We start from the raw sequence: 16,803 nt of genomic DNA on the forward strand, positions 1-16,803 counted from the left end.
GTTTGGTGAAATCATTAGATGAGTTAGCAAAAATAAGAAAAGAAGCTAAAAATAAAATAGATATAAGAGATTCTAAAGGTAAAGTAAGAATAGTAGTAGGTATGGCTACATGTGGTATTTCAGCAGGGGCTAGACCCGTTCTTTTAACCCTTATAAATGAAGTGAATAAAAGGGGACTTAAGGATGTGGTAGTAAGTCAAACGGGATGTATTGGCGTATGCAGATTAGAGCCAATTGTGGAAGTGTATAAAAGCGGAGAAAATAAGGTTACCTATGTGGAAATGACTCCTGAGAAAGCTAAGAAGATAATCTTAGAACATATAGTAAATGGTAATGTGATAGATGAATACACTATAGGAGCAGTACAGTAGATTTAAATCAAGGGGGGATTTAAATGGATTTTTATAGATCTCACGTATTAGTATGTGGAGGTACAGGTTGTACATCTTCAGGATCTGAGACTTTAATAGATACTTTTAATGAGGAAATAAAAAAGCATGAATTAGAACATGAAGTAAAGATTGTAAAAACTGGATGTTTTGGACTTTGCGAGGTAGGTCCAATTGTAATCGTATATCCAGAGGGAGCTTTCTATGCTCACATTAAAAAAGAGAATGTGGCAACCATAGTAGAAGAACATTTACTAAAGGGTAGAATCGTAGACAATCTCTTATATGAAGATGCTAAGGATGACGATAGGGTACGCTCTTTAGATGAAGTGGATTTTTATAAAAAGCAAAAAAGGGTGGCCCTTAGAAATTGCGGTGTTATAGATCCTGAAAATATTGTGGAGTACATAGGTTATGATGGATATAAGGCTTTAGGTAAAGTCCTCACCACCATGAGTAGAGAGGACGTTATTGATGAAATTAAAAAATCAGGTCTTCGTGGACGTGGTGGTGGAGGATTCCCAACGGGTATTAAATGGGGATTTGCCTATAAGGCTACGGGAGATGAAAAATATGTAGTTTGTAATGCTGATGAAGGAGACCCAGGTGCATTTATGGATAGATCTGTTCTAGAAGGAGATCCCCATAGTGTACTAGAGGCTATGGCCATAGCTGGTTATGCTATTGGAGCTAGACAAGGATACATATATGTAAGAGCGGAATATCCTATAGCTGTTAAGAGACTTGAAATAGCCATAGAACAAGCTAGAAAGTATGAATTATTAGGAGATGACATCTTTGGTACAGGATTCTCCTTTGACGTAGAAATAAGATTAGGAGCAGGAGCATTCGTATGTGGAGAAGAAACTGCCCTACTAAATTCCATAGAAGGTAAGCGTGGTATGCCAAGACCAAGACCACCATTTCCTGCTAATGAAGGATTATGGGGAAAGCCTACACTTCTTAATAATGTGGAAACTTATGCAAACATAGTTCCTATAATATTAAATGGATCTGATTGGTTCTCATCTATTGGTACGGAAAAATCTAAGGGGACTAAAGTCTTTGCATTAGGTGGAAAGATAAATAATACGGGACTTGTGGAAATTCCTATGGGAACTACATTAAAAGAAATCATTTATGAAATAGGAGGCGGAATTCCTAATGAAAAGGCATTTAAAGCCGTTCAGACAGGAGGTCCATCAGGTGGATGTATTCCTGCTAAGAACTTAGATACCCCTATTGACTATGATAACTTAATAGCACTTGGCTCTATGATGGGGTCAGGAGGTATGATTGTTATGGATGAAGACAATTGTATGGTTGATATAGCAAGATTCTTCCTAGACTTTACGGTGGACGAATCCTGTGGTAAATGTCCTCCTTGTAGAATAGGAACTAAGAGAATGCTTCAAATATTAGACAAGATAACTTCAGGCAAAGGAGAACTAGAGGATATAAATAGACTAGAAGAATTGGCTAAAAATATTAAGGAATCAGCCCTTTGTGGATTAGGTCAAACAGCTCCAAATCCTGTATTGTCTACCTTAAGACATTTTAAGAATGAATATATTGCCCACGTAGTAGATAAAACTTGTCCAGCGGGAGTATGTAAAGAATTATTGGCGTACCATATAGATGAAAATCTATGTAAAAAGTGCGGTATATGTGCTAAGAAGTGTCCAGCAGATTGTATAGATGGAGTTAAAGGTAAGGAAGTATTTAAGATAGATAGAGATAAGTGTGTTAAATGTGGAGCCTGTATGGAGGCTTGTCCGTTTAATGCTATAAGTAAGAAATAAAGGGGGCGAAGAGTAAATGGAAAAGGTCACTTTGACTATTGATAATATAAAAGTTTCTGTTCCTAAGGATTATACAGTCCTAGAAGCTGCTAAGGAAGCTAATATAGATATACCTACACTTTGTTATCTAAAGGAAGTAAACGAAGTTGGAGCATGTAGAATGTGCATTGTGGAAGTTAAAGGAGCAAGAGCACTGCAAGCTGCTTGTGTCCATCCTGTAAGTGATGGTATGGAAATAAAAACTAATACTAAGAAGGTTAGGGACGCTAGAAGATCCACGTTAGAATTAATATTATCTAATCATAATAGGGAATGTTTAACTTGTGTTAGAAACAAAAGTTGTGAATTACAATCCCTATCTGAGGAATTAGGTATAAGGGATATTCCATATGGTGGAGCTAAGGTGGAAGGTACTATAGATAGTATATCCCATTCTATAGTTAGGGATTCTAGTAAATGTATTTTATGTGGAAGGTGTGTAAACACATGTAAAAAGGTCCAAGAAATAGGAGTTCTTGATTTTGTAAATAGAGGATTTGACACTCAAGTGGCACCGGCTTTTGATGTGAGTATGATGGATGCTCCTTGTATTTATTGTGGTCAATGTATAGTTGCCTGTCCTGTGGCAGCCCTAAGGGAAAAGGATGATATAGAAAAAGTATGGGATGCCATATCAGATGAAGATACATTTGTAGTAGCTCAAACGGCTCCTGCTGTAAGGGCAGCCCTAGGAGAAGAGTTTGGTTATGAAATAGGAACTAGAGTTACAGGTAAGATGGTAGCTTCTTTAAGAAGATTAGGTTTTGACAGAGTATTTGATACTAACTTTGGAGCAGATTTAACTATTATGGAAGAAGGCCATGAATTATTAGACAGGATTAAAAATAATGGAGTACTTCCTATGATTACTTCTTGTTCTCCTGGATGGATAAGATATTGTGAGTTTAATCATCCAGATATACTAGAGAATCTTTCAACTTGTAAATCACCACATCAAATGATGGGAGCAATTATTAAAAGTTATTTTGCTAATAAGAAAGGTCTTAACCCTAAAAAGATATTTGTAGTGTCCATAATGCCGTGTACATCTAAAAAGACTGAGGCTATGAGAGCTGAAATGAATGTGAATGGATTAAGAGATGTGGATGCAGTACTTACTACTAGGGAATTAGGCCGAATGATCAAACAGGGAAGAATAGATTTTAGAAATTTAGGGGATGAAATGTTTGACCAAGACTTACTTGGCGAATATACTGGTGCTGGAGTTATATTTGGAGCTACTGGTGGAGTTATGGAAGCAGCCCTAAGGACTGTGGCAGAAGTGCTAGAAGAAAAGCCCCTTGAGGACATAAACTTTACAGCTGTACGTGGTATAGAAGATATAAAAGAAGCTCAAGTTAATTTAGGCGGAATAGATGTGAAAGTAGCCGTTGCCCATGGAACTAAGATGGCAGATAAGCTGTTACAAATGGTGAAAAATGGAGAGCGTGAGTATCATTTCATAGAAATAATGGGATGCAGTGGTGGCTGTGTAACCGGAGGCGGTCAACCCCATGTACCTGCTAAGAAATTAATGGATGTGGATGTGAGGGTAGAGAGGGCCAAGGCATTATATGAAGAGGATGAAATCCTACCAGTAAGAAAGTCCCATGAAAATACTATGATTAAGAAATTGTATAAAGATTTCTTAGGACATCCAAACAGTCACAAAGCCCATGAGTTATTACATACTCATTATCACAAGAGAGAAAAGTATCCAAAGGATAAGGTTATGAAATAAAAATAAGATAGTGGCTTTTAGCCACTATCTTTACTAATCTTTTATGATCTTCTCTAAAAAGTTATCATTATATATTTTTGCTACTTCCATAACTTCTACTGGTTTACTAAATAAATATCCTTGAACATAATTACATCCACCTAGTTTTAGACGCTTAAATTGTTCTATATTTTCTATCCCTTCGGCTAATACTTCTAACTTTAAACTATGGGCAAGGGAAATAATATTATCCATAACTGAAATATGCTCTAGTTCTAAGAATTTATCACATAAGGATTTATCTAGTTTTATTTTATCTACTGGTAAAAAGGTTAAATAGCTAAGAGAAGAATAGCCTGTGCCAAAATCATCTAGGGCAATTTTTATTCCTAAGTTTTTTAATTGATTCAGAAATACGATAGTTTCTTCCTTTTTATCTAAAAATATACTTTCTGTAATCTCTATTTCGATATGCTTAGCTTCTACATTGTTTTCCTTTAATTGATCTTTTAAAAATGCAATATAATTTGAATCATTTAATTGTTTTGCTGAAAAATTAATGGCGATTGGTTTTATAGGAACACCTATTTTTTTCCAAGTTCTTATTTGATTGATGGCTTCCTTTGTTACCCAGCGTCCAATTTCAATAATCATGCCATTGTCTTCTGCTATTGGGATGAAAAGTCCTGGTGAGATCCGTTTATTTTTTATCCTTAAAAGGGCCTCGAAACCTACAATTTTACCTGTATAAGTGCATACTTGAGGCTGGTATAGGAGATTAAATCCTTCTTCTTTTATAGCATCCCTTAAAATCCTTTCTATTTGAATCTGTTCCTTTAATTTTTCTGTCATTTCTTTGTTAAAGAACATATAGTTGTTTTTTCCTGCATACTTTACTTTATACATGGCCATATCCGCATTCATAAGTAATTGACTAATTTTGCTGCTATCCAAAGGATACAGAGTAATGCCCATGCTACAGCTTATATAGATTTTATCTCCTTCTATAATTTGTTTATCTTTAAATATATTTATTATCTTTTTCACATAATTTTCAATTTGAATAAGATTATCTTCTCCTTCTATTAAAAGAAGAAATTCATCTCCTCCAAACCTTGATATAAATATCTTTTCGTCTTTTATATGAATCAGCTCTTGTGCCACCTTTTTTAGAACTTTATCACCATATACATGACCTAAAGTATCATTAATTTCTTTGAAATTATCCAGGTCTAGTAATATGACAGCGCCTGATTGTCTTTTATTTATTGATTCTTCAAGTTTTTCAAAAAAGCTTCTTCGATTTGGTAAGTTTGTTAAAGGGTCATTATAGGCAAGGTGCTCTATATATGCTTCTTGCTCCTTTAGTTTTGTTATATCTAGTAAAATACCGTTAATAATCTTTAAATTTTTGTTCTCACAATAGACACCCTTACCACGGATTAACATCCATTTGAGATGGCCATTTTTATCCTTCATCTGTATTTGTGTATATATTTCTTCCTTTTCTCCATTTTTATATTCTGTAAAAGCTTCAATTAACTTTTGTTTAGCTTCTATTGTCAAAATTTTATTAAAAACTTTATTAACTTTTTCTTTTTCCCTAAAGGATATTCCTATAATGTTTTTAGATTCTTGAGATAAATAAATGGTTCTATCCTTTAGGTCAATTTCCCATACAGCACTATTGGTACTTTCAATGGCAATTTCATATTTTTGCTTTAAACTTTCTAATTTACCTGTATAGTTTTGTATTTCATCATATTGGGCTCTTAGTTCTTCATCGGATGCTGTTAACTGCTGATATGCTGCTACTATTTCTTCATTTGATGCTTCTAATTCTTCTTGATACTCTTTTAATTCGTAAAAATAGCCATGAATTTTATCGAGCAGATTATTAGTGGAAATGGTTAGGCCCAAAAAAGGATCATTCTCTACTACAGGCATTCTATATGAAATATTATTATCCAGATCTATTTGATTAATCTTATAATCTAATTGATTTGCAGGTTTTATAATATTTTTATTTTGAACCCATAAAAATATTATAAACATGATAAGGGATATGAAGGATGAAGTTATAAAAATGGTATAAATGGAAGAATAAACTCGTTCCATGGAAAGTCCCATTACAAGAGCACCTACAATTTCTCCATTACTAAATAAGGGAGCTGATAATTCTAGGACTTTAGTATCCATCTTCTCATAGTACCATTCTTTCATACTTACCTTCCCTTGTAAGGCTTCTTTTACCTCTTGTTCTTCATGAGAATCATATACAATACCTATATCTTCTTTATGTGAATCTGCAGTGGCTTTCAGATTTTTATCTACAATAGTTATATAAGTAATATTTTCTTCTTTACCCAATTCTTCAACCAAAGTTTGATAGCTGAATCTTTCTGTTAATCTTTGTACGTTCTCAGCTAAAATCCCTACCTGAACAAAATTTCCATGTGTATTCTTTATAGTTCCATATTTGATAGGAATACCAAACTCTGCATCTGGTCTTATATCCTCCATCAATTCTTTATCTTTACTCAGCATAAAATCATATAGTGGATGGCCTTTATGGGGAACCCAACCTACATATGCTTCTATTGTTGAATATAAAGTTTCTCCATTTTCATTCATCCAGTGCAATTCATCTACATTCAACTCTTCTATTAATTCCATTAAAAATTCATCATCTAAATTTTCTTTGTTTTTTATTACAATTTGTCCTGCTGTTCTAATTTTATCTTCAAACATTTGATCCATTACATCTAAAGCAGCTCCGTTGCCTTCTATTTGTCTAGTTATTTGCTTTACAAGATTGAGTCCATCTTGTTTCATTTGCTCTAATAATAGATTTTTACTTATATAAAAGCTTGCAATGCTTACAGTAAAAACAACCAAGAAAACTATAAATACAGGTATATGTATTAATTTGTATTTATTTACTACATTTTTTTTTATTTCGTCTTTAGGGTTTTCCATAAATTTGCTCCCTTCGTCTATCTCTATTCTAAACACTACATGTATATTTTTTTCTAAAAATACTTTAATTCCAATAATATGAGAATCAAATATTTTCTTTAACTGTGAAAATTCTTATTTTTTGTCATTTTTTGCAAGTGTTATATTAATTATAGCAAGTTCTCATTGTTGCGTAAATCAAAATATAAAAAGGATATGAGGGAAAATGACAAAATTATGAAAAGAATAAAGAAAAGGCTACAAAGGGCATGTAACACCATTATATATGTCCAATCTGAAAATTAAATTTATGGGAGATTTTTTCTTCGATGAGGTTAAGAGATTAGAGTTAAGAGTTGAGGGATAAAAACTATCAACTCTTAACCGTTAGAATGAATCATATAAGTTAAATTTTAAAGTAGGATTTCTATATAGTGGATCTATCATATAAGGAAACATAAGAACTATTTTCTTTTACACTCATATAAGCAGGTCGCATGATTTTTTGGTCGCTTACTATTTGTTCTATTCTATGGGCACACCATCCAGCTATTCTAGCACAGGCAAATAGGGGAGTATATAAGTCTGCTGGAATATTTAACATTTCATAAATAAATCCAGAATAAAGATCCACATTAGCACAAATCTCAAAGTCATGGCCTTTTAGTTCTTTAAACAATTCTTTAGATAAAGATTCTATGGAAGAGTACAAGTTATATTCTTCCATTTTATTTTTTTCTAGGGCTAACTTATGAGCTTTTTTCTTTAATAATTTGGCTCTAGGGTCTGAAATTGTGTATACGGCATGGCCCATTCCGTAAATTAGGCCTTCCTTATTAAAGACTTCTCCTTTTAATATCTTTAGAAGATAATCCTTTAATTGCCCCCTATCCTTTAGATTAGGTACATTTTCCTTTATATTTTCAATCATGCGAAGAACTTTTAAATTGGCACCTCCATGCTTGGGTCCCTTTAGGGATCCTATGGCAGCAGCCATTGTAGAATAAGTATCTGTACCGCTTGAGGATACCACATGGGTTGCAAAAGTAGAATTATTACCACCACCATGTTCTGCATGAATTACTAGACATAAATCTAAGGCTTCAGCCTCTGTTTTAGTATATTTATTGTCTGAACGTATCATGTGTAGTATATTTTGTGCAGTACCAATCCTAGATTTTGGAGAATGAATAAATAGGCTATCCTTATTAAAATAATGGGCTTTAGCCTGGTAACCATAGGATATTATGGTAGGGAATCTAGCCATTAATTGTATACTTTGACGTAATACATTATCAATAGTAATACTATCTGGATTGTAATCATGGGAGTATAATACTAAAACACTCCTTTGTAATTTATTCATTATATCCTTACTGGGAATTTTTAAAATCATATTTTCTGTAAAACCATCTGGTAAATATCTACATTGGTCTAGTAGTTCATTAAATTCTTCTAGTTCCCTTTTGTTAGGAAGTCTACCAAAGAGTAATAAAAAGGCTGTTTCTTCGTAACCACCACGATTTTCTACCTGAAAACCTTCTACTATCTTTTCTATATCTATACCCCTATAATAGAGTTTTCCTTCCTTAGGAATTTTTTTTCCTTTATTCATACTATATCCTTGAACAGAGCCAATATCTGTAAGACCAACAAGTACTCCTGTTCCATTGGAGTTTCTAAGGCCTTGTTTTACGGCATATTTATCGTAATATTTTTGAGGTATATGATTATTTTTTAGAGCTAGTTTAGAAAACTCCTTTATAGCCTCATTTTCATTCAATAAAACCAATTGAATCCACCTCCCCTAGAATAGATTATTTAATAAGATCAATAATTGCATTAGTGTATTCCTTTGTAGTGGCTGTACCACCTAAATCGGCAGTAATCCATTGTCCATTTCCAATAACTGTGTTGACGGCATTTACAATAGACTTAGCTTTTTCCTTTTCACCTAAATAATCTAGCATCATACTTCCCGAAAGAATTAAAGCCGTAGGGTTTGCAATATTTTTGCCAGCAATGTCAGGGGCACTACCATGAACTGCTTCAAATATGGCCATATGATCACCCATATTGGCTCCAGGAACTACTCCCAGCCCTCCCACTAGACCAGCACAAAGATCTGACAAAATATCTCCATAGAGATTCATAGTAACTATAACTTCAAATCTAGAAGGATTTATGACTAATTGCATACACATATTATCAACTATTACTTCTTCTAGTTTGATATTAGGATATTCTTTACTGATTTCGCGGGCCGTATTTAAAAATAGACCATCAGATAATTTCAAAATATTAGCCTTATGAACTACAGTGACTTTTTCTTTATTATGGTCAGAGGCATATTTAAAGGCAGAATGGATAATGCGTGTTGAAGCTTTCTTAGTAATGATTTTTATACTCTTATATTGTTCATCATTAATTTTTTCTTCAATTCCTGCATATAAGCCCTCTGTATTTTCCCTAAATATGACTAGATCCACATTTTTATAAGGGCTGTGGATACCGCTAATATATTTAACTGGCCTTATATTGGCATAAAGATCATATTTTTTTCTAAGCATTACATTAATACTTCTAAAACCGCTTCCTATGGGAGTTGTAATGGGGCCCTTTAAAGCCACCTTATTTTTAGACAGGCTCTCATAAAGGTCATTTGGAACTAATACTCCTGTATTTTCATATACGTTTAAACCTGCATTTACCATGTGCCATTTTATATTTATACCTGTAGCTTCAATTACTTGGCGAGTAGACTCTGTTATTTCAGGACCTATGCCATCTCCAGGAATTAGTGTGACTTCATACATAAAATTACCTCCTTTACTTTAAATTGCCTTTAGCGTAATTCATATATCCTCCTGCTTTTATAATTTCCACATCTCTCTTTGAGCCATTAAATATTAATGGAATTTCCTTACTCTTAGTTTCATTTATAATTAAAATTTCAGAACTATTTTCAAGTTGATAGATTATATTATCTATAATTAAATTATCAGTAAAACTGAAATCATCATATGAAAGAGGACTTTTGAATTCTAATGGAATTATACCTGCATTAATTAAATTTGCCTTATGGATTCTTGCAAAGGACTTGGCAATAACAGCCTTTACTCCTAAATATAAAGGGACTAAAGCCGCATGCTCACGACTAGAACCCTGCCCATAGTTATGACCTCCTATTATAATCCCACCACCATATTTAACACATATGTCCTTAAAATTATCACAGATTGTGCCAAAGGCATAATTGGATAACTTTGGGATATTTGAACGAAATGGAAGTAGCTTTCCATTAGAAGGCATTATATCATCTGTAGTAATGTTGTCTCCTGTTTTCAATAGGACCTTCCCTTCTAATTTGTCACATAAGGCCTTATTTATAGGGAACGGTTTAATATTAGGACCCATAATAACTTTAGCTTCACCCTCATTATGATTAGGAAAAATAAAATAGTTATTGTGTACTTGAAACTTCTCAGGTAAATCTATTATAGGAGAATTACCTAAAGTTGATGGATCAACTAAGAAGCCAGCTAGGGCACTGGCTGCAGCAGTCTCAGGACTTACTAAGTATACTTGGGAATTAGATGTACCACATCGTCCCTTAAAGTTTCTGTTAAAAGTTCTTAAGGATATGGCACCCGTTTTAGGCGCCTGGCCCATGCCTATACAGGGACCACAGGTAGCCTCAAGTACTCTAGCACCTGCTCCTATTAAATCACCTAATGCACCGTTATCTGATAACATTTTTAATATATTACTTGAGCCAGGAGAGATGACTAAACTCACATTTGGATGTACCTTTTTACCTTTTAAAATTTTAGCCACTTTCATTAAATCCGTATAGGAAGAGTTAGTACAACTACCTATGGCCACTTGATCTATTTTGATTTTTTCCATATTACATATTCTATCTACATTATCTGGACTATGGGGCTTTGCCACCATTGGTGTAATAAGACTTAAATCTATAATAATTTTTTTATCATAAAAGGCATCTTCATCAGCTTCCATTAAAATAAAGTCTTCACTACGATTTTGACGAATTAAAAAATCCTTTGTAATTTCGTCACTAGGGAATATTGAAGTAGTTGCACCTAATTCGGCTCCCATATTAGTAATAGTAGCCCTATCTGTTAGGGAAAGTTCTTTTATCCCATCTCCAGAGTATTCAATTATATATCCTACTCCACCTTTTACAGATAATTCTTTTAGTATATATAAAATAACATCTTTAGCAGATACCCATTTATTTAAGGAACCCTTAAGTTCTATATTTAAAACCTTTGGAACCTTTAGATAGTAGTATCCTTTAGCCATTCCAATTGCCACATCTAATCCTCCAGCGCCTATACTAATCATTCCAAGAGCACCACAAGTTGGAGTATGACTATCTGAACCAATAAGAATAGCACCAGGTTTACCAAATCGTTCTAAATGTAGTTGATGACAAATACCATTTCCTGCCTTAGAAAATATTATTCCATATTTGGAAGCTACACTTTTTATAAACTCATGGTCATCAGCATTTTCAAAACCTGATTGTAGAGTGTTGTGGTCAATATATGCTACAGATAAATCTGTTTCAATTTTATTTACTTCCATGGCTTCTAATTGAAGGTAAACCATAGTCCCTGTAGAGTCTTGGGTTAAGGTTTGGTTTACTTTTACTGAAATTTCTTCTCCACCTTGAAGAATACCATTTATTAAATTTTTTTCTAATATTTTATATGTGAGTGATTTTTCCATGTGTATTTATGCCTCCTTTTGCATATAGTTGCATATTTGTATTATTGTATGCAATTATACCAAAATGTTTTTTCTAAATCAACAGAAAAATTAAAAAGTTGATAATTGGAAATATTATCCATAAAAATGTAAGGTTTTCACTTTGAATAAATATTTCGATTTAGTTACATATTGGTTACATGAAAAATTAGAACATGTTAATATGTTATAATGTGTATGGAATAATATGTAAAATAAGTGCGTAATGATGAAAAGTTATGATATAATACAAAGTGTAAAAAGTAACAAAAAGGGAGAAAGGATGTAATGGATCATGGAGAGTGTGAATAATGGAAAAGCCATAGTATCTGAACTGGGAAGTGAGTTACATATAGAAATACCATCAGTTAAGAACTGGTTTTTGACAATCTTTTATATGGTATGGCTTGGGGGATGGGCCTTTGGTGAAATAACTGTATTGAAGATGTTATTCAGTGGAGGCGAAAGTGTAGGTACATTTCTTCTAGTATGGTTAACTGGATGGACTATGGGTGGATTTTTTGCCATATTTGTTGTCCTATGGAGCATATTTGGAAAAGAGGAAATATATTTAGATAGAAGTTATATATCCATAAAAAGAGGAATATTTGGTATTGGATCTATGAAAGAATATGATAAAAATTCAATTGAAAACTTAAGGGTATCCGTAATATATGATGGGAATTTATTTAGTGGAAGAAAAAAAAGTATAAAGGCTATTACGGGTATAGGAAATGGTTCCATATGCTTTGATTATGGAATGAAGACCATAAGAGTAGGTGCTTCTATTGAGGAACCAGAAGCAAAGTACTTAGTAAATAAGCTTATGGAATATGAAGTAGGTAAAAAGGAAACTATTTAATTATAGATAAATTATATTATTGAAAGGACGTGATTGTTATGTTAAGAAGAATAATATTAAAAGGTGAGAGATTATAATAATAGGTCAATGATGTATTCTCTCACAGTAAAAGATGTGATAATGACCAAAGGGAGAGAATATGAGCAACATAAAAATTGTACAGTCTAATAAATCTTGGATTGAAAGTAATGCTATTGAAAGTTTAAGAAAGATGGCTAACCTCAAAGGTATTATAAAAACAGTAGGACTTCCAGATCTGCATTTGGGAAAAACTCCTGTGGGAGCCAGTTATTTAACTAGGGATATAATATATCCACACATAATAGGAAATGACATAGGTTGTGGTATAAGCCTTTTTTCAACGGGAATAAAAAGAAGAAAGGTTAAGACTGATAGATTATTAAAGAAATTAGAAAAAACAGAAGAAGTAAATGTAGAAGAATTAAAAAATATAGATTTACCCTTTAAAGAAAAATTAGGAACTATAGGGAGCGGAAATCATTTTGGAGAGTTGACAGTAATAGATAATATATATGATGAAAGCTCATTAGGAGAAAATCATATAGATAAAAATAAGGTATTTTTGTTAATCCATAGTGGTTCTAGATCTTATGGAGAGCATATTTTAAGGCATTTCATAGAGAATCATTCCTGTGAAAAGGGAATAGAAGTAAATTCTCCCATATTTAAAGAATATATGGATGAACATAATAGGGCCATGGAATTTGCGACTGCTAATCGTGAGCTAATAGCCTATAAAATGAATAGAGCATTAGGTAGTAAAGAAAATAAAAAACTATTAGATAGTGTCCATAACAGTATAAGTTCTAAAGAAATAGATGGACAGATACACTATATTCACAGAAAGGGTGCAGCACCATCAGATGTGGGATTAGTAGTAGTGGCTGGAACTCGTGGATCTAGTTCTTATATTGTAAGGCCAAGGCCAAATTTGATAGATTTTAATTATTCTATAAGTCATGGAGCTGGCAGAAAGTGGTCAAGATCTGGTTGTAAGGAAAGACTTGAAAATATATATTCCAAAAAGGATGTAAGAGAAAATAGATTAAGTTCTAATTTAATATATAGGGATTTAAATTCCGTATACGAGGAAGCACCAGAGGCTTATAAGAATATAGAAAGGGTAATTAAAGATATGGTAGAGGCTAATATGATAGATATAGTAGCAACTTTAAAACCTTTAATTACTTATAAGGTATAGGTTCATGTGGTTACAAATAAGTGCAGGGCAAGGACCTGTAGAGTGTTCCCGTGGTGTATATTTATTTTTAAGGGTACTAGAAAAGGAATGTAGAAGAAAAAATATTAAATTAGATCTTATGGATTATATAAAGGATGAAAAGAAGGATACTTTTAAGTCTGTGTTCTTAAAGCTAAGTGGAGAAAATCTAGAGGAATATACTAATTCCATTAGTGGAACTATACTTTGGATTTGTAAAAGTCCCTATAGAGTAAATCACAAGAGAAAAAATTGGTTTATCCATGTGGAAAAAATTGGTGAAGATGAAACTACCCAGTTTAATAACAAGGACATAAGGATAGAAACTATGCGCTCAAGTGGTGCTGGGGGACAACGTGTGAATAAGTCAGAAACGGCCGTAAGAATTACACATATTGAAACGGATATAAGTGTTATAGCCAGAGAAGAAAGAAGTCAATATCAAAACAAAAAATTGGCCATGGCTAGGCTTGAAAGAGCCCTTAAAGAAATGAAAGAGAAGAAGATTAAAAAAGTAGATGAAAATAGATGGAATTCCCATAAGGAAATTGAAAGGGGAAATCCAGTTAGAACATTTAAAGGAAAAGAATTTAAAGAGGTTAAATAAGCAAAAAGCCACCTTTATACTTAGTGTATTAAAGGTGGCTTTTAGTTTTTCTTGTGCTATAATTAATAAATAGGCAATATGAAAGTGTGGAGGAAAAAACATATGAAAAAAGAGATAATGGAATGGATAAAATCCATAGGATTAGCAATTGTCATTGCACTTGTAGTAACTTCCTTTGTGACTACTATACAAGTGTATAGTGTGTCCATGAATCCTACCTTAGTAGAAGGGGATAAATTAATTTTATTAAATAGTAAAAGTGTAGAATATAAAGATATAGTAGTAGTTAATACGGATATAGAACTTTCCAAAAGTGAATTGAAAAAGTTAGGTTTTATGGAAAAGTTAAAGGGAGAAACTACTAAGAAATTAATTAAAAGGGTCATTGCTACAGAAGGAGATAAGTTAGTAATAAAAGATGGAGACGTTTATGTGAATGATGTTAAGTTAGATGAGGATTACATAAAAGAGCCTGGAACTTGGCCAGAAATTGAGATAGATAGTATATCAGAAAATCAAATATTTGTTATGGGAGACAATAGAAATAATAGTATGGACAGTAGACAATTAGGACCAATAGATAAGAGTGAAATTGTAGGAAAAGCTCTTATAAGAATATATCCTTTTTCAAAGTTTGGAACAATAAAGGCGGCTAATTAAAGTCGTCTATTTTTATCCCTAAGAAAATTGTAATATCTCAAAGTATGAGGATAAAAAAGAAGGGGTTGTAGGGGAAGGAGTCACCTGCCTCTTTAAAGGAGGGTGCTCAGCAACTTTAGTTGCGTCGAAGGGAACCATAGGGTTCCATAGCGAAGCATACGGAGTATGCATTTCTGTAAAAAAATTACTATATAATAGGTTACTTGAAAACATATTTATTAAAATGTAAAATAATAATAATATTGGACGAGGTGGAGATTATGAACAAAAGAATAGGTGTAGTTGCAGTACTAGTAGAAAGCAACGAAAGTATTAGCAAAGTAAATGATTTATTTTTTAAATTTAAAGATATAATTGTGGGAAGAATGGGTATCCCATATAAGGAGAAATCAGTAAACGTTATTTCTATAATAGTAGATGGAACTACGGATGATATAAGCTCTTTAACAGGTAACCTAGGGCGATTAAAAGGAGTTACTGTGAAAAGTGCTTTAACTAAAAAATAATAGAGGTGGAGATGCTTAGATGGAAAATACACCAAGAAGTAATAGACTTCATATAGCCATATTTGGAAAGAGAAATGTGGGAAAGTCTACACTTATTAATGCTCTTACAAAACAAGACATAGCCCTTGTTTCAAATGTGGCAGGAACTACAACGGACCCTGTATATAAGGCTATGGAAATACTACCAATAGGACCTGTGGTTATAATTGATACGGCAGGGATTGATGACGTAGGTGAACTAGGGGAGTTACGTATAGAGAAGACTTACCAAGTTTTAAATAAGACAGAATTAGCTGTAATAGTTATTAATGGCAATGAGGGTGTAACTGAGTTTGACCAAGATATTATTAAAAGGGTTAAGGAAAAAAATATTCCTATAGTAGGTGTTATAAATAAAGTTGACATACATAATGTAGATGATACTACTATAGGGGATTTAAAGAAAAAGTACAATATGCCATTTGTTAAAGTAAGTGCTCAAAATAACAAGGGAATTGACCTATTAAAAGAGGCCATTATTACTTATGCTGATTTAGAAACTCACGAAAGAAAAATAGTAGGAGATTTAATAGATCCAGGGGACGTGGTTGTATTAGTAACTCCTATTGATAAAGCAGCACCAAAGGGAAGATTAATCCTTCCACAACAGCAAACTACAAGAGATGTTATAGACCATGGAGGGATTGTGGTAATAGCAAGGGAGACGGAATTAAAAGAAGCTCTAAAGGCACTAGGAAAAAAGCCTAGACTTGTAATAACAGATTCTCAAGCCTTTAAAAAAGTTGATGAAGATACTCCTGATGATATACCTTTAACTTCTTTTTCAATTTTATATGCAAGATATAAGGCTGACTTAAAATCTCTAATAAATGGAGTTAAAAAGATTAGAGAACTAAAGGTGGGAGACAAGGTACTAATTTGTGAAGGATGTACTCATCATAGACAGGATGGAGATATAGGAAGGGATAAAATTCCTAGATGGCTAGAGGGTATGGTAGGAGGGAAACTTAATTTTGAGTGGACTAGTGGAACCTACTATCCAACTAGTGATAAAATCCATAATTATGATTTAATAGTTCACTGTGGTGGATGTATGTTAAATCCTAAGGAAATGGAATTTAGAGTTAAGGAAGCTAATAGTGAAGGTATTCCTATAGTAAACTATGGAATATTAATAGCAGAAGTAACGGGAATATTAGAGAGGGCCCTAAAGCCCTTTCAAGTATAAAAAAAGGGTGGATAAA

The 16,803-nt window shown here is 33.0% G+C and carries 13 protein-coding genes; 9 read left to right on the plus strand and 4 right to left on the minus strand.

Annotated features, from left to right (window positions below; all coding sequences use genetic code 11):
- Positions 1 to 5: 5 nt before the first annotated feature.
- From CCE28_RS16760 to CCE28_RS16770, 3 genes are read left to right on the plus strand one after another with little or no spacing between them, the layout of a single operon-like run.
- Positions 6 to 371 (plus strand): (2Fe-2S) ferredoxin domain-containing protein, encoded by a 366-nt coding sequence (locus tag CCE28_RS16760; protein WP_095134877.1) that lies wholly within the window; start codon positions 6 to 8, stop codon positions 369 to 371.
- Positions 372 to 394: 23 nt separating this feature from the next.
- Positions 395 to 2,191: an NADH-quinone oxidoreductase subunit NuoF gene (nuoF, locus tag CCE28_RS16765; RefSeq protein ID WP_095134878.1), complete on the plus strand. Its 1,797-nt coding sequence runs from the start codon at positions 395 to 397 to the stop codon at positions 2,189 to 2,191.
- A gap of 16 nt (positions 2,192 to 2,207) precedes the next feature.
- On the plus strand, positions 2,208 to 3,971 hold the full coding sequence (locus CCE28_RS16770; protein WP_095134879.1) for an NADH-dependent [FeFe] hydrogenase, group A6: 1,764 nt from the start codon (positions 2,208 to 2,210) through the stop codon (positions 3,969 to 3,971).
- Positions 3,972 to 4,004: 33 nt separating this feature from the next.
- On the opposite strand, the gene CCE28_RS16775 is transcribed toward CCE28_RS16770, so the two are convergent.
- The 4 genes from CCE28_RS16775 to CCE28_RS16790 all read right to left on the minus strand — a co-directional run bounded on the left by CCE28_RS16775 (position 4,005) and on the right by CCE28_RS16790 (position 11,666).
- Positions 4,005 to 6,929: an EAL domain-containing protein gene (locus CCE28_RS16775; RefSeq protein ID WP_095134880.1), complete on the minus strand. Its 2,925-nt coding sequence runs from the start codon at positions 6,927 to 6,929 to the stop codon at positions 4,005 to 4,007.
- Positions 6,930 to 7,335: 406 nt separating this feature from the next.
- A complete protein-coding gene (locus CCE28_RS16780; RefSeq protein ID WP_242973005.1) occupies positions 7,336 to 8,700 on the minus strand; it encodes a citrate/2-methylcitrate synthase in 1,365 nt (454 codons plus the stop codon).
- A 25-nt stretch (positions 8,701 to 8,725) separates the two neighbouring features.
- Positions 8,726 to 9,724 (minus strand): isocitrate/isopropylmalate dehydrogenase family protein, encoded by a 999-nt coding sequence (locus CCE28_RS16785; protein ID WP_095134881.1) that lies wholly within the window; start codon positions 9,722 to 9,724, stop codon positions 8,726 to 8,728.
- Between the two features lie 13 nt (positions 9,725 to 9,737).
- Positions 9,738 to 11,666, minus strand: a complete 1,929-nt coding sequence (locus CCE28_RS16790; protein ID WP_095134882.1) for an aconitate hydratase — start codon at positions 11,664 to 11,666, stop codon at positions 9,738 to 9,740.
- 322 nt (positions 11,667 to 11,988) lie between these two features.
- Between CCE28_RS16790 and CCE28_RS16795 the strand changes: the two genes are divergently transcribed.
- The 6 genes from CCE28_RS16795 to hydF all read left to right on the plus strand — a co-directional run bounded on the left by CCE28_RS16795 (position 11,989) and on the right by hydF (position 16,787).
- Positions 11,989 to 12,546 carry a hypothetical protein gene (locus tag CCE28_RS16795; RefSeq protein WP_141228380.1) on the plus strand — a complete coding sequence of 186 codons (558 nt, stop codon included), beginning with the start codon at positions 11,989 to 11,991 and terminating at the stop codon, positions 12,544 to 12,546.
- A 139-nt stretch (positions 12,547 to 12,685) separates the two neighbouring features.
- Positions 12,686 to 13,768, plus strand: coding sequence for an RNA ligase RtcB family protein (locus CCE28_RS16800; protein WP_095134884.1), 1,083 nt, complete (start codon positions 12,686 to 12,688; stop codon positions 13,766 to 13,768).
- A gap of 4 nt (positions 13,769 to 13,772) precedes the next feature.
- Entirely contained in the window at positions 13,773 to 14,393 is a 621-nt protein-coding gene (prfH, locus tag CCE28_RS16805) for a peptide chain release factor H (protein ID WP_095134885.1), read from the plus strand.
- A gap of 102 nt (positions 14,394 to 14,495) precedes the next feature.
- Positions 14,496 to 15,053: a signal peptidase I gene (gene lepB, locus CCE28_RS16810; RefSeq protein ID WP_095134886.1), complete on the plus strand. Its 558-nt coding sequence runs from the start codon at positions 14,496 to 14,498 to the stop codon at positions 15,051 to 15,053.
- A 260-nt stretch (positions 15,054 to 15,313) separates the two neighbouring features.
- Positions 15,314 to 15,559: a TM1266 family iron-only hydrogenase system putative regulator gene (locus CCE28_RS16815; RefSeq protein WP_095134887.1), complete on the plus strand. Its 246-nt coding sequence runs from the start codon at positions 15,314 to 15,316 to the stop codon at positions 15,557 to 15,559.
- A 19-nt stretch (positions 15,560 to 15,578) separates the two neighbouring features.
- Positions 15,579 to 16,787 carry a [FeFe] hydrogenase H-cluster maturation GTPase HydF gene (gene hydF, locus CCE28_RS16820; RefSeq protein ID WP_095134888.1) on the plus strand — a complete coding sequence of 403 codons (1,209 nt, stop codon included), beginning with the start codon at positions 15,579 to 15,581 and terminating at the stop codon, positions 16,785 to 16,787.
- Positions 16,788 to 16,803: the final 16 nt, after the last annotated feature.

Source organism: Anaeromicrobium sediminis (assembly GCF_002270055.1).
Classification (GTDB): domain Bacteria; phylum Bacillota; class Clostridia; order Peptostreptococcales; family Thermotaleaceae; genus Anaeromicrobium; species Anaeromicrobium sediminis.